The sequence below is a fragment of the Microbacterium hydrothermale genome (assembly GCF_004854025.1).
Classification (GTDB): domain Bacteria; phylum Actinomycetota; class Actinomycetes; order Actinomycetales; family Microbacteriaceae; genus Microbacterium; species Microbacterium hydrothermale.
Map to the genome: position 1 here is coordinate 23,854 of NZ_STGM01000011.1, position 18,964 is coordinate 42,817.

The following is an 18,964-nucleotide window of genomic DNA, read 5'->3' on the forward strand; positions in this document are numbered from 1 at the left end:
GCGGCCCATCGAAGGCCCACCAACCCCGCAGCGGCGGCCAAAGGCGCGAGGCTCGAAGGCCAGGCGCAAAGGCCAGGCGCGAGGCGCGAAGGTCAGGCGCGAGGAGCGGACGGGCCTTCGTCGGTGCGCGGAGCCTCGGGCGTGGATGCGGGGCCGGAGGGGGTGGCATCCGGTGCATCCTTCGGGAGGAGCAGCGGACGGTCGACCGTGGTCGTGACCTTGGTGGGGTCGACGACCAGCAGCAGCAGGGCGAGAGAGACGAGCGTGATGATGAAGGTCGCTCCGGCGGCCACGAGGGCGACGATCAGCGCGCGCTGGATCTCATCGGCGGGGCGCGTCTGGAAGAACCCCATCGACATGAGCGTCACGAAACCGGCGAACACGGCCGCGATGAACGCCAGCCCGAGTAGCTGAACGGGCTTCATGAGGTCTTTGCGGGTGGTGGGCTTGTCGGTCATGACGCGGCCTCCTCGGAGGATACGGCCGGAACGGGCTCGGTGCGGCGCGGAGAGAAGCCCGCGATCGCGAGGAACACGGCGACGACCGCCGCGTATCCGCCGAAGAGGCCCACGGCGATGGTGATCCCGGTGAGGGTGAAGGACCCCGCGCCGGTGATGCTGTAGTCGAGCGCGTACTGCTGGAACGGCAGCAGCAGCGCCGCCCCCAGGACGAGGGTCAGGATGCCGATGAGCACGCCGTCGCGCGCTCCCGCCGTGCGGCCCGCCTTGCGGTCGCGGATCGCCCCGATCAGTTCGATGAGGCCGGTGAGCAGCGCCCACGCGACCACGACACCGAAGAAGACGCTCGTGGTGCGCCAGGCGCCGACGCTGGCCACGAGGCCCGCGAGGATCGAGACGGCCCCGAGGAGCGCGGGGACCGTGCGCCGACCCGCCGGGAAGACGAGCCACATCGCGAGTCCGAACACGAGGCCCGTCGCCAGCGCGAAGCCGGAGAAGACGCTCAGCCCGAGCACCGCCGAATGGTCGCCGGAGAAGGTGATCATCGCCGCCGCAAGGGCCGCGAAGAAGGCGCGCGCCAATTGCACGTGTCGCTCGTCGAAGACACGAGCGGAGGAAGAAGTGGTCACGGAGGGTCCCGGTGAGACGGTGTCGATACGCCTCAGTCTATTCCTCGGCGCCTGAGCGGACTTCGTGGACGCTCGACGTCGAGATGCCTGGCCGCGACGCTCGCTCATGCGTCGCCGTCAGGCGGAGGTCGGTCGGGGGCGCGCGGGCGACAGCGTCTCGACGGGTTCGAGGCGCCCAGACCACCTGACACAGGGCGAACGTTCCGTGCTTCAGCGGCACCGCGAAGACGTCGCCCTCCGGTTGTTCGGTCCGCCCCTCGAGGATGCCGCGGTCTCCAGGAGATCTTCTACTCGACGAGCTGACGCTCCTTCTCGGCCAGTGTGCGCGCGACCGCCGCGGCGACGCGCTCGTCCTCCGCCTGCTGAGCGCGACGACGGCGCTCGCGCAGCAGGCGCGGACCGAAGACCGCGCCCGCGACGATGAGGGCGAACACGAGAAGAAGGGGCCACGGCACCGCCCATCCCATGGCGGATACGGTGATCGGATCGAGCGTCGTGGTGGAACCGGCCGCATCCGTCACGATCGGTGTCACGGTGGCCGAGGCGATGAGCAGACCCATGGCGGCGACAGCCGGAACCGTCACGTCGCGCTCCCACGACTCCCCGGGCAACAGCGTCGGAGCCGGCGATTCGGGGCCTGCTTCGGTGCGGGCGATACCGAACGGCCCGCTCACAGCGTCGGTCTCGTCCGCGCCGAGGGCGACGTTCCCGGTGTTGTCGAGGCGGTAGTGCACGGTAGCGTCCCCGGTCACGAAGGGGACGATGCCACCGTCCCACACGACGCGCAGGTCATCGACGGCGAGCGCCGGGGCGAGGTCACCGCCGACCCGGATGCCGGTGCGGATACCGAGGCGGCGGTCGACGTTGACATTGGCCGACGCATCGGCGACGGTGAGCGACGTCACGACACCGCCGGCGTAGTCGCCGGGGGAGGCGTTCGCCGGGACGTCGACCGAGAAGGGCACGTCGACGGTCTGCCCAGCCGGCACGGAGACATGCTGCTGCGGGACCGTCACCCACGCTCCCACGCCCACCGACTGCTCCCCGGCGATGCGGAGATCGAGCGCACCCGTGGTGGTCGTGTAGCCGTCGGCCGCGTACACGTCGAGTTCGACGGTCTCGCTCCCGCGGTTCGCAACGACGATCCCGTCGTCGAGATGGGCGCCCGGATTGAGCGTGTAGCTGTAGTTCGTACGGTCGGCACCGAGGGCGTTCGACGCGGTCCGCACGGTCCAGGTCACGTCGTCGGTGGCGGCCGACGCGGGTGAGGCGCCCAGAGCGGGAGCGGCGATCAGCGTGGCGGCGAGCGCCGTGGCGGCGGCGCGGGGGAACCACGACCGACCGAGCAGGGGGAAGCGAGTCATGAGGGGTCCTTCGGGTGAGACGCCGGCGGGGAACGGAGCTCCCCGCCGGCGCTGTTCGCTGGTCAGCCGGCCAGCGCGGTGAGGGTCAGGGTCGCGCGGTAGCTTCCCTTGTCGATGGTGTTGGGAACCTTGAGATCGAGATCGGCTCCGACGACGCCGGCGCTGCGGTCATGTCCCGAGGTCGCCGAACCGAGAACGCGCGAGACCGACAGGCCGTCGCCGCCGTCGTATCCCGACCCGACCGCGGCACCCGCGACGGCACCCGCACCTGGGGTGACGACCTTGGGCGCCCATCCCAGGAACGAACCCTTGAACGTCTTCCCGTTGTCGATGAAGTCCCCGACCGACGCCGAGACAGACCACGGCGACTTGCTCGCGCGGGTGTCCGTCACCGTGATCGGGTTGATCTGTCCGGTGGCCTCGAAGTACTGCAGGTTCTTCTCTTCGGCGGTCCCCATGTCGACCAGGCCGTTGTGGCCGTCGATGGTCCACCCGAACTCACCGGGCGCGCTCGTGGGGACGTCGACCTGGATGTCCTGACCGTCGCCGTGGTTGGGGTGGATGGTGACCTCGTCCTGGATCGAGCCCACGGCCTCCGCCGGCTTCGTCCCGTTCTCGGGACCACACCACAACACCTTGTTCAGCTCGACCGCGGCGTTGGGGGCGGCGCAGGTTCCGGAGCGGATGTTCTGCACGACCAGCTGGTCCTTCTTGACCTGCACCTTCACGTACGAGCGCACGTGCTCCTGGTTCTGCACGGAGTTGTACCAGTAGTTCGCCGGGTTCAGCGGGTCGGCGCCGTTGCCGGCACCGCTCGTGCCGCTGCTGTCGGGCGTGGTGATGTCGTAGTACTTCGATCCGGATGCCGAGTTCGCGGTGACGTAGACGACACCGCCGGGGCCCTCGAAGACCTCGTCCTGACCGGGCTTCTCGTCGGCGTTGGCCTTCGCGCCGTTCTTGATCTCGTAGGAGCGCGAGTAGCTGTGGTCGTGGCCCTGGAGAACCAAGTCGACGCCGAGCTTCGAGAACGCGGTGGGGAAGTCGGTGCGACGGACCTTGTTGTCGGAGTCCTTCGCGTGATCCGCCGGCGAGTAGATCGCGTGGTGGTACACGAGCACCGTGTACTTGGCATCCCCGCCGTGTTTGTTCACGACGTCGGTGACGTACGAGATGTGCGCGTCGTCACCGCCGCCGCCCTGCGAGGTGGCGTAGCTGTTGCTGTTCAGGTCGATGTACAGCACGTCCTTGTAGATGAACCAGTAGTCACCGCCCGACTCGGTGCCGATGCTGCCCGAGCCCTTGCGGTAATAAGCGCCGGACCGGTCGGTGTTGGGTGTGTAGAGGTGCTGCTCGTACGCCTTGCCGCCGACGTCGTGGTTTCCGATCGTCGCGACCCAGGGGTACTGACGCAGCTGGTCAGGAGCGAGGAAGGAGTTCCAGTGCGCCTCGGTGTTCGCCGTTTCGACCTGGTCGCCACCGGAGACGAGGAGTTCGGCGTGGGGGTTCGCGCCGACCGCGACGTTCATCGTGTCCTGCCAGCCGGCCTGATCCTTGGCGAGGTCGCCGGAGGAGCCGATCTGGGGGTCGCCGAAGAAGAGGAAGTCGTAATCACCCTCGAATGACTGCGTTGTGAAGGCGTACGTGGTCGACCAGTTGCCGTCGGAGCCGACGCGATACGAGTACGCCGTGTTCTCGGCGAGACCCGTGATCGTCGCGTGACGGTTGAAGCCGCCGCTCGAGGCGATGTTGGCGCTTCCCGAGGCCGAGAAGGTCGTCGCCGAGGCGGGGAACTGGCCGTTCACGAGGGCCGACGTCGGCGCGAGCTGCACCGTCTGGGTCGTGTCGGCGGAGGAATACCAGGTGACGATGCGCTGCGACTCGTCGGCTCCGACCCCGAGGATGATGCCGGAGAGGGTGGCCGCGGTGTCGGCCATCGCCGCCGGGACGGTCGCGGTACCCGTGAGCACGAGCGAAGCGCCGATCGCGGCGGTTGCGATCCACGAGACACGGCGACGCGTGCGCGTCCCGTGCGACGTCGATGCGGTGAGGAACATGGGTTTCCTTATCTTTCGAGGGGGGCTCTGGTGCGCGCTCACCGGTCGGGAGCGAATCCCACGCTCCGCCCACCTGGTGACGCGCACGTGAATGCTCGATTCAGCAGGCGTATCCGGGTCGCCAACACAACGTCACTCGATCCCGAGAAGGCGCTGCACGAACCAGACGAGACCGGCCGCCGTGACGACGACGGCGACCGCCGCACTCACCCACATCCCGACGCGCGGTGCGCGGCGTCGCAGCAGCACCAGCAGCGGGAAGACGACGACGATGATGCCGATCTGGACGGCCTCGATGCCGACGTTGAAAACCAGCAGCGACCACAACAGCGTCCACGACCAGGGCTCGTCGATGCCGAGCGCCGAGGCGAAGCCGAGTCCATGCACGAGACCGAAGACGAACACGACGACCACGCGTGACCAGCCGGCGCGGTCGAGACGCAGGAAGCCGTGCGTGGCGGTCAGGTCCTGATCGCCGCGATCACCACGGATCAGGCGCCAGAGGTACCACGCCGCGACCACGGCGATCGAGAGCGCGATGGTGGGCTCGACCACCTCGGGGGGAGCGGAGATCACTCCGGTGGCGGCGAGGATGAAGGTCACCGAGTGGGCGATCGTGAAGGTCGTGGCCGCGATTACGATCTCGCGCAGACGCCGGGAGCCGACGATGAGTGCGAGGAGGAACAGGATGTGGTCGATCCCCGTCAGCAGGTGCTCCGCTCCCAGGCGGAAGAATTCCCAAAAGCGCTCGAGCGTGCTCTGCGCGGTGGTGAACGAGGGGTGCTCCGCGTCGAGAACCGTGCTGCCCTCGTGCAGATCGAGCGCGTAGGTGAGGATCGTCTTCGTGTCGGAGACGAAGCCTTCGGCGTCCGGGAACAGGGTCGAGGCGATGTCGTGTCCATTCCCGGACGGCGGGCAGTTGTTCTCGACCGTGACGACAGCGTAGGGGGCCCCGTCCTGCCACGTCATCGAGATGTCGTCATCCATGCGCGCGGCGCACTTCCCGCCCGCCGCGCTGATCGTGAAGCGCGCCGTGACGTAGTCGGCCACCGTGTCGTGATGTGCCGCGAGAGCGGCCGCCTGCTGAGCGGCGTCGCCCGTTTCGAAGGCGGCCGTGCCCTCGCGATAGAGCGGGTCGTCGCGCTCGGCGTCGGCGACCGACACCACGAGCAGGTCGTATTCGAGCAGCAACTGCGCGCGCACGACACCCGGGCCCTCCGCGGAAAGGTCGGCGTAGACCACCGATTGGAAGCCGTGGGCCCAGACCGGGCCGGCGAGCGGGAGGATCGCCGCGACGAGGGCGGTGATGAAGAGCAGCCGAGTGAGGATGCGGCGGGCGAGAATCGACATGAACACCTTTCCGCGGTGATGCTGCGCGGTCGTCGTGAACGGTTGCCCGCGGTGGGGCGAACGGAAACGAAACGTGCGACCGTCGTTCTCCTGCGCGCCACCCGGCTGGTCCAGGGTGAGCGGGTGAGACGCAGAGTCCTCGTCGCGGCGGCGACCGTGCTGACGATCGGAACGCTGGTGTGCGCGCTGGCCGGGTGCGCGACGGATGCCGGTTGGCCGGCGACCCGCCCCGCTCCGGCCGCGATCGGCACGGCCGCTCCGGGCTTCGCCCCGAGGGAGGCCCCCGCCCCGGAGTCCACGCTGTCGCCGAGTCCGGGGTCGTGGAGCAGCGTGAGCGCTCCCGCCGGGTATCGCGTCGTCCTGCTCACCGTCGGCGAAGACGCTCCCACCGAAACCCTGGTGTCGGCGGTCGAGAACTGGGCGAACGAGACGAGAGTCGACCTGCGCACCGTGCACGCCGACGACGACATGATCGACGGGGCCGTGCGGGCGATGGAACTCAACCCCGACCTCATCATCAGCGCGGGGGACGCACTCGTCGATCCCCTCGCGACGGTGACCGCGAATCACCTGGATCGGCAGTTCCTCATCGTGGGGGCGGAGCTCGCCGAGCCCACGGGCAACGTCACGGCGGTCGACTGGACCGGCGCCGCCTACCGGGGCGAGGGCCTGGGCACGGCCGCGGCGTACGACCCGGCATCGTTCACGCCGGACCGGGCCGCAGCCGCGGTGCGAGCCGGGGTCGCAGCGGTGCTCACCGACCTCCGCGGCGTCGTGCTCTGGATCGACTGAGGTCGCGGGCACGTCTGCCGGCGACGGATCACAGGCGCGGGACCGCGGGATGACGTCTCCCGCGACGGCGGGAACGCGAGACGACGAGGCCTGCGACCAGCACCGCGGCGCCGAGACCCGTGATCGCCGCCATTCCGGTGGGGTCCCACCCGGTGGCGGGAAGCGAACCGCGGTCGTCGGCGAGCCCAGACGGCGATGGACTCGCCGGGGCTGGAGAGGCGGAGGCTCCGGTTGGTTCGGGCACGGGCGTCGCACGGACCGCCTCGGGGATCTGCACGACGATGGTCTGCGTGCGCGACTCCGAGTCACTCTCGGGAACCGGGGTCGGCGCGCCTGAGACGGCGATGGCGAGCGCGATGGCGAATGTTACGGTCACGATGGTGTCCTTCCCACCCGCCACCGTGACCACTCGACATGGACATCGGCCCCTCGCCGACCGTCCCGGAGGGAAACTCCGAGCGAAGACAGCGACTCTCTCACCCGTCACGTCTTCAGACGTCCCCCCGGCGGCGGGAGAATCGTCCGGACCGACGAGTTCCCCCACGGGCACGCCCGCTCGCACGTCGGCGAACGGGCCACGGACCGGGAGGGTGTGGGGCCAGCTCCCGGCCCGCGGGTCTCAGCCGACTCCGACGCCGGTGCGACGACGGCGTCGAGTACGCGGCTCGGAGGCCTCGACGCGCTCGGGCGCTCCGTCCTCGAGAGCGGCGGCTTCGGCATCCGTCACCTTCGGCTTGCGGGGCCACCAGAAGCGGTCTCCCGCGATGAACGCCATCGCCGGCACGATGACCGTGCGCACGAGCAGGGTGTCGATCAGCACGCCGATGCAGACGATCACGCCGATCTGCGTGAGGGTGATCAGCGGGAGCACTCCCAGCACGGCGAAGACCGCGGCCAGCAGGATGCCGGCGCTGGTGATGACCGCTCCCGTCGCGGCGAGCGCGCGGATCATGCCCTTCGTGGTGCCGAGGGTGCGGCTCTCTTCCTGCGCGCGGGTGACGAGGAAGATGCTGTAGTCCACGCCCAGCGCCACCAGGAACAGGAAGCTGAACAGCAGCACGTTCGTGTCGATCGCGGGGAAGCCGAACAGCGGGGTCTGGAAGAGCCACCACGCCGCTCCGACCGCGGAGAAGAAGCTCGCGACCACCGCCAGCAGCAGCAGGATCGGGGCCAGCAGCGAGCGCAGCAGGACCACCAGCACGATGAGCACGAGCACGAGGATCAGCGGGATGATCAGGTCCTGATCGCGCTGCTGGGCTCCGGCGACGTCGAGGGCCTGCGCGTCCAGGCCGCCGACGAGCGTCTCACCCGAGCTGATGCCGTCGAGGTCGGCGCGCATCCGCTCGATGGTCGCGAAGGCCTCGGGCGTCTCGGCCGCCGACGACAGCGTCACGTCGATGCGCGCCCAGTCGTCGGTCTGCTCCGCCAGGCGTGCGGAGTCGACGCCCTCGATGGATCCCGCCGCCTCGACGACCGCGTCGGCGTCGGCCACGGGGGTCACGACCGTCGCGGGGGAGGTGGCTCCGGCCGAGAACGCCTCGGCGAGCACCTCCTGCCCCGCCACCGCCTCCGGCTTCTCGCGGAAGCGGTCGTTCTGCGACAGACCGGTCTGCACGAAGAAGAGTCCGCTCGCGAGGGCGCCGAGCACCACCGCGCCGGTGAGGGCGACCACGACCGGGCGCCGGGAGACGCCGCGACCGAGCTTTCCCCAGGGGCTGCGCGAGATGGCATCCGGGGATCCGAAGCGCGGGACGTACGGCCAGAACAGCCAGCGTCCGAACAGCACGAGCGCTGCGGGGAGCACGAGCAGCGCGAACGCCATCGCCACGATGATGCCCACGGCGCACGCGAGACCGAGCGCGCGGTTGCCCGACAGCTCGCCGAGCAGCAGGGTGGCCAGGGCCAGGGCCACGGTCGATCCGCTCGCGATGATCGCGGGGCCGGCTCCGCGGACGGCGCGACGCATGGCCTCGCGGCGGTCTTCGGCGAGGCGCAGTTCGTCGCGGTAGCGCGCGATGAGCAGCAGGGCGTAGTTCGTTCCCGCGCCGAAGACGAGGACCGACAGGATGCCGGTGATCGAGGCGTCCAGCTGCACACCCACCGCCGCCGCGACCCGGCGCGCGACGATTCCGGCCGAGGCGTCGGCGGTGCCGATGACGATCAGCGGCACGAGCCACAGCCAGGGGCTGCGGTAGGTGATGAGCAGCAGCACGGCGACGACGATGACCGTGGTCAGCAGCAGCGTGAAGTCGGCGCCGTCGAAGACCGCCGCGATGTCGACCTCGAAGCCCTCGGGTCCGGTGAGGTAGGTGCGCACGCCGTCGAGACCGTCGGCGGCGAGGGTGCGGATCTCGGCGGCGCGCTCGGCCTGGGCCTCGACGTCGGATTCTTGAGGGAGAGGGACGATCATCAGCGCGACGGAGCCGTCGTCGGAGAGCTGCGCCGGCGGGATGAAACCGTCGGGCGTCAGGTCGACCAGCTCGCCGAAGGCCTTCTGCTGGATCGCGGCGACCGTCTCGGCCGGGAGTGCCTGACCGTCGTCGGAGGCGAACACGAGCAGGGCGGAGGTGCTGTCGGCGTCGGGGAAGGTGTCGAGCACCTTCTGCACCTTGACCGACTCGGCGGAGTCGGGGAGCCCGCTGGAGGGCGCCGTGTCGCCGGTGGCGCCGGAGCCGAGCGCGAAGAGCGCGGCGGCGCCGGCGAACGCCACGACGAGCACGATCCACGACGTTCGGGCCGAGGTGAGGAAACGGAGGAAGCCGGTCATTGAGGGGCCCTCGCTAGATTTTTGAGTATCTCGATTATCGAGATACGAGAAAGGTAGCCCAATCGCGCGTAGAGTGCCAGTCATGGAAGCATCGGATTCTTCCTCCACCCCCCGCACCGTCGGCGGCGTTCCCGTGGCACCCACGCGGCGCCCGACCGCGCTCGTGCGCGACCTGTTCACGGCCGGCTCGGCGTTCGAGAAGTCGCTGCAGCGCGAGCTCGCGGTCAACCCCACGGGCCTGGATGCCATGGGCCACCTCGTGATGTCGGGCCCGCTCTCGCCGGGCGAGCTGTCGCGCCGCCTCGACCTCACGACCGCCGCGACCACCGCCGCGATCGATCGCCTCGTCGACCTCGGTCACGTGACGCGCACGCCGCACCCGACCGACCGGCGCAGCGTGCTCGTCGTGCCCACCGACGCGTCGATGGCGCGCGCGATGGGTCACCTCATGCCGATGATCGCGGGCGTCGACGCGGTGCTCGACGACTTCAGCGAGGAGGAGCAGGCGGTCATCACCCGCTACCTCGAGCGCGTGGTCGACACCTACGGCCTCCCCGCCGACGACGGCACCCGATCGATGGCGATCCCCCGCACGACCCACTGAGGCCGGGCGGCCGTCCCGCGCGGTCGGCGCTCGCCCCTAGCGGTCGGCGCCTCGCGCGGCCCACCCCGCGCCGACGCCCGGCAGCGACGGACGTCCACGCACCCCCGCGCGGCTGCTAGCGTGCGGGAGTGCTTCCGGATGCCGCAGCCCCCCGCCGGATCCGCGTCTCGGCCGCCGTCATCACCGACGCCGACGGACGCCTGCTCGTCGTGCGCAAAGCGGGCACGACCGCTTTCATGCAGCCCGGCGGCAAGCCCGAGCCGGGCGAGAACCCGGCGCAGACCCTCGCGCGCGAACTCGCCGAGGAGATCGGCGTACACGTCGAACCGGACGCCCTCGAGCCGCTCGGCGAGTTCCGTGCATCCGCGGCCAACGAACCGGGCTTCGAGGTGGTCGCCGACGTGTTCCGCGTCGACATCGGCGACCAGCAGCCGACACCGGATGCCGAGATCGCCGAGCTGCGCTGGATCACCGCCGCTGCGGCATCCGGGCTCGAGATCGCCCCGCTCGCCCGCGAGTACTTCCTCCCCGCCTGACGCGGCGCGACGGCGCCCCTTCTCGCGCGAGATCACACGATCGGCGCGAGATCACAGCCACCGACCGCGACCGATCGTGCGACCTCGAGCCGATCGTGTGATCTCGCCGCAGAACCCCGCCGCGTCCGCGCCGCGCTGCGCCGCGCGCAGCGAGCGCCGCGCGCGGATCACCAACTGCTCTTGCGGTAGTCCTTCAGAAAGATGCCGAACAGGTCTTCGCCGGCCTCGCCGCGCACGATCGGGTCGTACACGCGGGCGGCTCCGTCGACGAGGTCGAGCGGGGCGTGGAAGCCCTCCTCGGCCAGGCGCACCTTGGTGAAGTGGGGGCGCTCGTCGGTGATCCAGCCGGTGTCGACGGCGGTCATCAGGATGCCGTCCGACTCGAACATCTCGCGGGCGCTCGTGCGCGTGAGCATGTTGAGCGCCGCCTTGGCCATGTTCGTGTGCGGGTGGCCGGGGCCCTTGTAGCCGCGGCCGAACACGCCCTCCATCGCCGAGACGTTGACGATGTACTTGCGCTTCGCCGTGGATGCCGCCATCGCCGGGCGCAGGCGACTGACCAGCAGGAACGGCGCGGTCATGTTCGCCAACTGCACCTCGAGCATCTCGAGGGGTTCGACCTGATCGACGTGCTGCGTCCAACTGTTGATGCGGTCCTCGTCGGGGATGAGGCCACCCGCGTCGATCGCCGTCCCGGTCATCAGCCGCTCGAGCGAGGACGAACCCGCCGCCATGGCCTCGGCGGTCAGCTCGTCGGCCGTGCGGGCGGCGGACGCCAGGATCGGGTGCGACGACACCGACTGCGCGAGGGCGAGAGGGTGCGCGTCGCTGGTATGCCCGAAGGTGACCAGCTCGGGCAGCGGCCCGTCGGGGAGCGGCGCCAATTCGGCATCCACCAGGGGTTTGTAGGCACCCGGCGAGCGCCGCACGGTCTGCGCGGCGTTGTTGATGAGGATGTCGAGGGGACCATCGGATGCCACCGACTCGGCCAGCCCGATCACCTGGGCCGGGTCGCGCAGGTCGATGCCCACGACTTTGAGCCGGTGCAGCCAGTCGGCACTGTCGGGCAGCGACGAGAACCGGCGCACCGCGTCGCGCGGGAAGCGCGTGGTGATCGTCGTGTGCGCACCGTCGCGCAGCAGCCGCAGCGCGATGTACATGCCGATCTTGGCGCGGCCGCCGGTGAGCAGGGCGCGCTTGCCGGTGAGGTCGGTGCGGGCGTCGCGCTTCTCGTGGCTCATCGACGCGCAGTCGGGGCAGAGCTGGTGGTAGAACGCGTCGACGAGCGTGTAGTCCTCTTTGCAGATGTAGCAGGCGCGCGCCTTGATGAGCTCCCCGGCGAACGGCATGGCGGTTCGCGCCTGCAGGGGGATGCCGCGGGTCTCGTCGTCGATGCGATCCGGGGCGCCCGTGGCGGTCGCGGCCACGACCGCGCGGTCGGCGTCGGCGATGCGCTGACGCTTCTCTTTGCGCGACTGGCGCTTGACGTCCTTGTAGAGCTTCCCGGTCTGGCGGCGCAGCGCGATGTACGCGGGGTCGTCATGGTCGAGCGAGGAGGCGGCGTCGATGACGCGCAGCGCGATCTCGAGCTCGTGCGGGTCGATGGTGGTCGACCGCGCGGCATCGCGGTCGGGATTCAGCAGTGTTTCGGGCACGGGGCAGTGTACCGAGGCCTTGCTGAACGACCGGTGGGCCCGGGCGTGTCGTGGGCTCAGGAGCGCAGGATCGTCACGGCCGCGTCGACGAGCCGCCGCGCGTGCAGAACCAAACGCTCCGCGTCGGCCTTGGTCGGCAAACGGTCTCCGTAGGACTGCGTCGACTTCGCCGCGATCAGCACCTCGAGGTGAGGCGACACCGAGGAATCCGATGCGTGCCTCAACGCGGTGACGGCGTCTCGGTGTGACTCAGCGGAGGCCTTGTACCCCAGAACATGTCCGCAGACGGCGTCGCTCGCGGCAATTCCGGCGCTGACCGCTATCTCCGCCGCATGCTTCCACTCGTGGGGACTCTGACCGCTCATCTGCAGTTCGGCGGAATCCAGTCGTGTCTGGGCGTCCTTCATGCGGATCGACACCGCGCCGGCATCCATCGCCTGACGGCGCACACTCATCCGCGGACTCATTCGGTACCCCATTCGTCCGGGGACGGGCCGAAGAGAGGGATGCCATCGCGCCGGACGTTGACGAGAAAAGGATCGCCATCGGCATCCCGACGCCGATATTCGCCGCGACCCATGGCGTTGATCTGCGCGGCGTTGCCCGTGAGCTCCTCAATGCGTTCAGCGAGACCGAGGACGATGTCCGCTCGAGCGTCGGGGTCGACGTGCTCGGGGAACACGATGAGGACATCGACGTCGGACTCGGTGGTCGAATCCCGACGGGCAACGGACCCGTAGAGGGTCGCGGTCGGGCGCAGATCGGCGGGGATCTCCTCGGGCACCTGATCGACGAGGAAGAGCCGGATCTGTTCGATCGCACGATCACGAGCCCGAAGGGCTTCCTCGATGGCGCTCCAGAGGACGTGCCGGCGATTCGGTCGGTAGACGAGGGCGGGAGGCCGCGACTCCACCGAGACCAATCCGGTACGAGCCAGGCGGGTGAGAGCTCGGTGAGCTCCCGATGTCGACCCGACACCGGCGACGGCCTGCACCTGCCGACCGGACAGCCCAGCGTCCGTGCGGCTCAGGACCCGCAGCGCTGCGGCCTCCATCGGCGGGAGAAGCCCTTCCAGAGGTTCCGTCAGGTTCATGCGTCAAATCTGACACATTTGTCCCCATATGGGTACATCCATCCCCATTTGGGTGCATTCATCCGCATTTGGGGACGTTCGCGCCCGTTCGGGGACGATCTTCGACGCGTGAAAATGCGACGAGTCGCGCCAATTTCCCGGCGGGCCGATCCGTGGGCTGCTCCGCCCGGCGCGCCTAGCGGGCGATTTCGACCCCGGCCGCGGCCGCCGTGCGCTGCGTCCGGGCCCGGTCGTACCGCAGCAACCAGCGCTGCGCGGGCACCTCCACCAGCTTGTGCATCACGAAGGCGAGGGCGAGGGCGATGCCGAACGCGGCGAGCGCGAGCAGTACGGCCCGACGCCACGGAAGCTGGGGGTGTCCGTCGGGCCAGGCCGACGACACCGAGGCGATGACCAGCAGGTGCACGAGGTAGAACGCGAACGACACCCGGCCGAGCTCCTGCCAGAGCGGCCGCGCGAGGAACGTCGACGACCGGTGCGCATCGGCCGAGGCAAGCGACGCGACGAGCAGGGCGAAGGCGCCGACGGTCATCGCGAGGCCCGGGTGCACGTCGGTGCCGGGCAGGGTGGGCGCCTCCGACAGCGCGTACCCGAGGATCGCGAGAGGGAGCACGAAGCGCACGCGGGGCGGCATCCATGCCCCGCGCTTGACGAGCAACGCGAGCGTGACACCGATCACGAACTCCGGCAGGCGGAGGAGCGGAGTGGATGCCGCCGACATCGGCACGGGCGAGAGGGCGGCGATCTGCGGGGCCAGGGCCACCAGCACCAGGGAGGCGCCGACGACGATCGTCTGCGTGCGGGCGGAAAGCCGGACGAGGGGCCGGATGAGGAACGGGAAGCTCAGGTAGAAGAACGCCTCGCACACGAGCGACCAGCTCGCCGGGTTACCGGCCTGCCACCAGTCGGGCACCCAGCCGTTGACGAGCAGGACGTTGGCCGCGAGCGGCGCGGCTCCGTCGGTGCGGATCTCGGGCACGAGCGTCGCCGCGGCGACGAGTGCGAGCCCCACGCCCACCAGGTGCAGCGGGTAGATGCGCGCGACGCGGTGCCACCAGAACGAGCCCGCGCTCTGCTGCGGCTTGTACCCCCAGGCCAGGACGAACCCCGACAGGATGAAGAAGAGCGTGACGCCGGTCTTGCCCGCCTCGAACACGAACGCCCAGACGTCACCGGCGGTGCCGCCGAAGTACTCCACCGCCATGAGGTGGTGGCCGAAGATGAGCATCGCCGTGGCCCACCGGAGTCCGGTCAGCGACGGCAGGTGGCGCGCGGCGATCGCAGGAGCGGATGCCGGCGCCCGCGTCTCGACGCGAGGGGTCGTCAGGGTGCTCACGGTCGTCCCCTTCCGTCTCGACGTCGTTCTTCTCGCGCGCGCGTTCCGTGTGCTCGTCGACGGCGTCTTCGGGGTCGACCTGGGCACATGGAGTCGCACAGACCGGGTCAGACGGTACTGGACCGGGTTGAGGAGAAGCCTGAGAGGGGTGGGGGGTTGACGGTTCCGCGATGCCCCCACCCCGGTCGGCCCGCTACCCCTCCGTCACCTCCGCCCGGTCCACGCGGAACGTCTCGCTGCGCCCGTCCGGCGTCGTCACCGTCACCTCGGCGACACCCTCACCCCCGGGGAACACCCGCAGGAGCAGCCCGTCGAGGTAGTCGTAGTCGGGTCGGTCCTCTCTCGCGCCCCACGGCACGACCGCACCCGGGCGCACGTACAGCGGCAACGAGTCGAACCCGTGCGTCTCGTGTCGCCATCCGCCGCCCGTCACGCGCTCCCCGGACCGCAGGTGCGTCCACTCTCCCGCGGGCAGGTAGAAGGTCGAGTTCCCGGATGCCGAGAACACCGGCGCCACGAGCAGATCGGGGCCCAACATGTACTGGCGATCGAGGTGCAGCGTTGTGGGATCGTCGGGGAACTCCAGCGCCATCGGGCGCATGACCGGGATCCCGGTGACCGTCGCCTCCCGCGCGGCGGCATAGAGATAGGGCATGAGCCTCATCTTCAGGCGGGAGAAGAGTCGGGTGACGTCGACGGCCTCGTCGTCGAACGCCCACGGCACCCGGTACGAGTCCGAGCCGTGGAAGCGGCTGTGCGACGACAGCATCCCGTAGGCGATCCAGCGCTTGAACACGGCCGGGTCGGGGGTGCCCTCGAATCCGCCGATGTCGTGGCTCCAGAACGCGAAGCCGCTCCACGCGAGCGAGAGACCCCCGCGCAAGGTCTCGGCCATCGAGGCGAACGTGGAGGAGTTGTCGCCGCCCCAGTGCACGGGCATGGTCTGCCCGCCGGCGGTGGCCGAGCGGGCGAAGAGCACGGCCTCGCCCTCTCCCCTCTCCTCGACGAGGACCTCGTGCACGGCCTCGTTGTAGAGCTGCGCGTACAGGTTGTGCATCCGCTCGGGGTCGGTGCCGTCGTGATAGACCACGTCGGTGGGGATCCGCTCGCCGAAGTCGGTCTTGAAGCAGTCGACACCCTGGGCGATGAGGCGCCGCAGGTGCCCCTGGTACCACCGTACGGCATCCGGGTTGGTGAAGTCGACCAGCGCCATGCCGGGGACCCACAGGTCCCATTGCCACGGCGATCCGTCGGGTCGGCGCACGAAGTAGCCGTTCTCGACCCCCTCGGCGAAGAGCACGGAGCGCTGCGCGATGTAGGGGTTGATCCACACCGACACCCGCAGGTCGCGCTCATGGAGGCGTCGGAGCATGGCATCCGGATCGGGGAAAACCCGTTCGTCCCACGTGAAGTCGGTCCAGGTGAACTCGCGCATCCAGAAGCAGTCGAAGTGGAACACCGACAGCGGCAGGTCGCGCTCGGCCATGCCGTCGATGAACGAGGTCACCGTCTGCTCGTCGTAGTCGGTCGTGAACGACGTGGTCAGCCACGTGCCGAACGACCACGCGGGCACGACCGGGGGTCGGCCGGTCAGGGCGGTGTAGCGCTCGAGCACGTCCTTCGGGGTGGGGCCGGCGATCACGAAGTACTCCAGCGCCTCCCCCGAGACCGAGAACTGCACGCGCTCGACGTTCTCCGACCCGACCTCGAACGAGACGTGGCCGGGGTCGTTGACGAGCACGCCGTATCCGCCCGACGAGATGTAGAACGGCACGCTCTTGTACGCCTGCTCGCTCGAGGTGCCCCCGTCGGCGTTCCAGATCTCGACGGTCTGACCGTTCTTGACGACGGGCCCGAACCTCTCGCCCAGGCCGTAGACCGCCTCGCCGACACCGAGGTCGAGCTGCTCGTGCACGAAGAAGCGCGAGGCCGGGATGCCGGTGTCCGCGCCGGCGTTCGAGATGACGCCCGTGTCGACGTCGGCGTCGGCGGCCAGGCTGACACGTCCCACGGACCGGTGCCCGCTGCCGGTCACACGCGTGCCGTCGACCTCGAACGATAGGTCCCAGGGCGCGCCCGCCGCGATGCGCGCGGTCAGCCGCCCGGCGCGGAGCGTGCCGTTCTCCGCGTCGACCGCGCCCCCGCCGACGCGGGCGCCCGGAAGAGCGAAGCCTTTCGCTCGTCCGGCTCCGTCGTGGTGCACGATGCGCACGCGCACGATCCCGTCGAGAGGCGACGAGAGCGTCACGGTCAGCACCGAGCGGTTGAGGACGTCACCGCGCTTCGCGATCACCTTGGTCGGGGCGTGCACCACGAGGCCGGGTCCGTCGGGGGTGTCGACCCGGTCGATGTCGTACGCCTCGGCGGCGTAATCGACCGTGACACCCGGCCTCATGAGCCAGAAACCATCGGTGAACTTCATTACTTGACTGCTCCTGCCGTGATGCCGCGTGTGAGCGTGCGCTGGAAGATGAGGAAGAAGATGAGCGTCGGGACGATGCCCAGCAGGGCCGAGGCGCTGATGGTGGTGACGTCCATGAGCCGGTCGCCCTGCAGCACGCTGATGGCGACGGGCACGGTCTGGTTGTCGTTGGATGCCAGGAACGTGAGCGGGATGAGGAACTCGTTCCACGTCCAGATGAAGAAGAAGATCACCAGCACCGACAGCGTCGGACGGCTGATGGGGAAGACCACCCGCCAGAGGATCTGCCAGCGGCTGGCGCCGTCGATCGCGGCGGCCTCGAGGATCTCGCGGGGGAAGGTGCCGTAGACCGACGACAACAGGTACGTGCCGAAAGCCGCCTGGATCACGGTGAAGACGATGATGACCGAAAGCAGGTTGTCGTAGAGGCCGACCGACTTGAACATGTAGTACAGCGGGTACAGCAGCGCCTCCTGCGGAAGCAGGTTGGCCATGAGGAACAGCAGCACGATGCCCGTGCGACCGCGTACCCGGCCGATGCCGATCGCGAAGGCGTTGAGCATCGAGATCAGCACCGCGAGCACCGCGACGACGCCGGAGATGAGGATCGAGTTGCCGACCTTGCGAGGGAAGTCGACGCGGTTCCAGAAGTCGACGATCCCGCCGAAGTCGAGCTGCTGCGGCAGCGTGAGCGGGCCCGAGGTGGCGTAGTCGACGGGCGACTTGAACGAGTTCACGAGCACGAGGTAGAACGGCGCGAGCACGAGCAGCGCGCCGACGATCACGAGCGCGAGCAGCAGCCAGTCGACGGGACGTCGTCGGGTCATGCCGCCGCGGGCTCCGCGACGCGGCGGGCGCCCGCCAGTGGTGATGACGGCGGTGGCGGTCACAGTCCGGCCCTTTCCTTGCGTTCGAGGGAGTTCTGCACCCGCACGAACACGATCGACACGATGACGACGACGATGGTGAGCACGGTCGCGATGGTCGCCCCGTAGCCGACGTTGCGCTTGGTGAAGAACTCCAGGTAGGCGTAATAGGCCGGGACGATGGTCGAACCGGCCGGCCCGCCCTGCGTGATGACGTAGACCGGCCCGAACACCTTCAGGGCGGCGATGGTGCACGTGAGGGTCACGACGAAGATCTCGGGACGGATGATGCTCACCGTGATGGCTGTGAAGCGCTGGAACCAGTTCGCGCCGTCGAGCTCGGCCGCCTCGTACAGTTCGGGATCGACGCGCTGCAGGGCCGCCATGAACACCACGACCGGGTAGCCGATCTGCACCCAGACGAGCACGACCATCAGCACGATGAGCGCCGAGGGCATCTGTCCGAGCCAGTCGTAGGAGGGCAGTCCCAGGCCGCGCAGCATCTGGTTGAGCGCTCCGGTGTCACCGGGGCGCACGATCCAGCCGATGACGATGCCCGCGACCGCGATGGGCAGGATCTGGGGCAGGTAGTAGGTGGCGCGCAGGAAGCTGCCGACCTTGCCGCCGAACTTGCGCCCCACGACGTCGAACAGGAGGGCGGCGACCGCCAGGCCGATCACGGTGGGAACCACGACCATCGCCAGCACCATCCACACCGAGTTGGCGAAGGAGGTCCAGAAGTCCTCGTCGGCGAGCAGCTTCGTCCAGTTGTCGAGCCCGATGAAGTCGGGGTCTCCGACTCCGCGCCATTTGGTGAAGGTGAGGAACACGTTCCACACCAGCGGGACGATGACGATCACCAGCAGGAGCACGAAGCCGGGGAGCAGGTACAGCCAGTATCCGGCGGTCCCTCCGCGACGTTGCGGGATGGCCGGCTGATCGGGTGGCAGCGCCACCTTCGCCGGGCGGGTCAGAAGAGCCATGAGCGATCTCCAGGTCGAGGGGACGGGGGCGGCCTTTCGGCCGCCCCCGTCGCGG

General features: G+C 69.5%; 17 protein-coding genes. 3 read left to right on the top strand and 14 right to left on the bottom strand.

Features of this window, described 5'->3' with window-relative positions; genetic code table 11:
• Nucleotides 1-92: 92 nt before the first annotated feature.
• From FB047_RS16025 to FB047_RS16045, 5 genes are all read right to left on the bottom strand, one after another.
• Nucleotides 93-458 (bottom strand): amino acid transporter, encoded by a 366-nt coding sequence (locus FB047_RS16025; RefSeq protein ID WP_136588212.1) that lies wholly within the window; start codon nt 456-458, stop codon nt 93-95.
• Complete coding sequence (locus tag FB047_RS16030) at nt 455-1,087, bottom strand: acyl-CoA synthetase (protein WP_240752874.1); 633 nt, start codon at nt 1,085-1,087, stop codon at nt 455-457. Before FB047_RS16030 ends, FB047_RS16025 begins: the two co-directional genes overlap by 4 nt.
• Nucleotides 1,088-1,374: 287 nt before the next feature.
• Nucleotides 1,375-2,451, bottom strand: coding sequence for a WxL protein peptidoglycan domain-containing protein (locus FB047_RS16035; protein WP_136588213.1), 1,077 nt, complete (start codon nt 2,449-2,451; stop codon nt 1,375-1,377).
• Between the two features lie 62 nt (nt 2,452-2,513).
• The gene (locus FB047_RS16040) at nt 2,514-4,505 is read right to left on the bottom strand and encodes a purple acid phosphatase family protein (protein WP_136588214.1); all 1,992 of its coding nucleotides are present in this window, start codon (nt 4,503-4,505) and stop codon (nt 2,514-2,516) included.
• A 132-nt stretch (nt 4,506-4,637) separates the two neighbouring features.
• A complete protein-coding gene (locus FB047_RS16045) occupies nt 4,638-5,855 on the bottom strand; it encodes a HupE/UreJ family protein (protein ID WP_136588215.1) in 1,218 nt (405 codons plus the stop codon).
• A 123-nt stretch (nt 5,856-5,978) separates the two neighbouring features.
• Here FB047_RS16045 and FB047_RS16050 point away from each other — a divergent pair, with 123 nt between their 5' ends.
• Nucleotides 5,979-6,647, top strand: coding sequence for a type 1 periplasmic-binding domain-containing protein (locus FB047_RS16050; RefSeq protein WP_240752875.1), 669 nt, complete (start codon nt 5,979-5,981; stop codon nt 6,645-6,647).
• A 28-nt stretch (nt 6,648-6,675) separates the two neighbouring features.
• On the opposite strand, the gene FB047_RS16055 is transcribed toward FB047_RS16050, so the two are convergent.
• Both FB047_RS16055 and FB047_RS16060 read right to left on the bottom strand, forming a co-directional pair.
• Nucleotides 6,676-7,023: a hypothetical protein gene (locus FB047_RS16055; protein ID WP_136588216.1), complete on the bottom strand. Its 348-nt coding sequence runs from the start codon at nt 7,021-7,023 to the stop codon at nt 6,676-6,678.
• Between the two features lie 243 nt (nt 7,024-7,266).
• Nucleotides 7,267-9,414, bottom strand: a complete 2,148-nt coding sequence (locus FB047_RS16060) for an MMPL family transporter (protein WP_136588217.1) — start codon at nt 9,412-9,414, stop codon at nt 7,267-7,269.
• An 82-nt stretch (nt 9,415-9,496) separates the two neighbouring features.
• Between FB047_RS16060 and FB047_RS16065 the strand changes: the two genes are divergently transcribed.
• A complete protein-coding gene (locus tag FB047_RS16065) occupies nt 9,497-10,018 on the top strand; it encodes a MarR family winged helix-turn-helix transcriptional regulator (protein ID WP_136588218.1) in 522 nt (173 codons plus the stop codon).
• Nucleotides 10,019-10,146: 128 nt separating this feature from the next.
• Complete coding sequence (locus tag FB047_RS16070; protein ID WP_136588219.1) at nt 10,147-10,554, top strand: NUDIX hydrolase; 408 nt, start codon at nt 10,147-10,149, stop codon at nt 10,552-10,554.
• Between the two features lie 167 nt (nt 10,555-10,721).
• Here FB047_RS16070 and FB047_RS16075 read toward each other — a convergent pair whose 3' ends face one another.
• The 7 genes from FB047_RS16075 to FB047_RS16105 form a co-directional block, all read right to left on the bottom strand.
• Nucleotides 10,722-12,209 carry an SDR family oxidoreductase gene (locus tag FB047_RS16075; protein ID WP_205823089.1) on the bottom strand — a complete coding sequence of 496 codons (1,488 nt, stop codon included), beginning with the start codon at nt 12,207-12,209 and terminating at the stop codon, nt 10,722-10,724.
• Between the two features lie 56 nt (nt 12,210-12,265).
• Complete coding sequence (locus FB047_RS16080) at nt 12,266-12,664, bottom strand: hypothetical protein (RefSeq protein WP_136588220.1); 399 nt, start codon at nt 12,662-12,664, stop codon at nt 12,266-12,268.
• An 8-nt stretch (nt 12,665-12,672) separates the two neighbouring features.
• Nucleotides 12,673-13,302, bottom strand: a complete 630-nt coding sequence (locus tag FB047_RS16085; RefSeq protein WP_136588221.1) for a nucleotidyltransferase family protein — start codon at nt 13,300-13,302, stop codon at nt 12,673-12,675.
• 175 nt (nt 13,303-13,477) lie between these two features.
• Entirely contained in the window at nt 13,478-14,638 is a 1,161-nt protein-coding gene (locus FB047_RS16090; protein ID WP_136588222.1) for an acyltransferase family protein, read from the bottom strand.
• Nucleotides 14,639-14,831: 193 nt separating this feature from the next.
• The gene (yicI, locus tag FB047_RS16095; RefSeq protein WP_136588223.1) at nt 14,832-17,060 is read right to left on the bottom strand and encodes an alpha-xylosidase; all 2,229 of its coding nucleotides are present in this window, start codon (nt 17,058-17,060) and stop codon (nt 14,832-14,834) included.
• Nucleotides 17,060-17,950 carry a carbohydrate ABC transporter permease gene (locus FB047_RS16100; protein WP_205823091.1) on the bottom strand — a complete coding sequence of 297 codons (891 nt, stop codon included), beginning with the start codon at nt 17,948-17,950 and terminating at the stop codon, nt 17,060-17,062. Before FB047_RS16100 ends, yicI begins: the two co-directional genes overlap by 1 nt.
• Nucleotides 17,947-18,909, bottom strand: a complete 963-nt coding sequence (locus FB047_RS16105) for a carbohydrate ABC transporter permease (protein ID WP_136588224.1) — start codon at nt 18,907-18,909, stop codon at nt 17,947-17,949. Before FB047_RS16105 ends, FB047_RS16100 begins: the two co-directional genes overlap by 4 nt.
• Nucleotides 18,910-18,964 lie beyond the last annotated feature (55 nt).

What these genes read in the sequence shown, in the direction of transcription:
- FB047_RS16045 (WP_136588215.1), bottom strand. Translation starts at nt 5,855, where the DNA reads ATGTCGATTCTCGCCCGCCGCATCCTCACTCGGCTGCTCTTCATCACC.
- FB047_RS16035 (WP_136588213.1), bottom strand. Translation starts at nt 2,451, where the DNA reads ATGACTCGCTTCCCCCTGCTCGGTCGGTCGTGGTTCCCCCGCGCCGCC.
- yicI (WP_136588223.1), bottom strand. Translation starts at nt 17,060, where the DNA reads ATGAAGTTCACCGATGGTTTCTGGCTCATGAGGCCGGGTGTCACGGTC.
- FB047_RS16080 (WP_136588220.1), bottom strand. Translation starts at nt 12,664, where the DNA reads ATGAGTGTGCGCCGTCAGGCGATGGATGCCGGCGCGGTGTCGATCCGC.
- FB047_RS16065 (WP_136588218.1), top strand. Translation starts at nt 9,497, where the DNA reads ATGGAAGCATCGGATTCTTCCTCCACCCCCCGCACCGTCGGCGGCGTT.
- FB047_RS16105 (WP_136588224.1), bottom strand. Translation starts at nt 18,909, where the DNA reads ATGGCTCTTCTGACCCGCCCGGCGAAGGTGGCGCTGCCACCCGATCAG.
- FB047_RS16040 (WP_136588214.1), bottom strand. Translation starts at nt 4,505, where the DNA reads ATGTTCCTCACCGCATCGACGTCGCACGGGACGCGCACGCGTCGCCGT.
- FB047_RS16085 (WP_136588221.1), bottom strand. Translation starts at nt 13,302, where the DNA reads ATGAACCTGACGGAACCTCTGGAAGGGCTTCTCCCGCCGATGGAGGCC.
- FB047_RS16060 (WP_136588217.1), bottom strand. Translation starts at nt 9,414, where the DNA reads ATGACCGGCTTCCTCCGTTTCCTCACCTCGGCCCGAACGTCGTGGATC.
- FB047_RS16025 (WP_136588212.1), bottom strand. Translation starts at nt 458, where the DNA reads ATGACCGACAAGCCCACCACCCGCAAAGACCTCATGAAGCCCGTTCAG.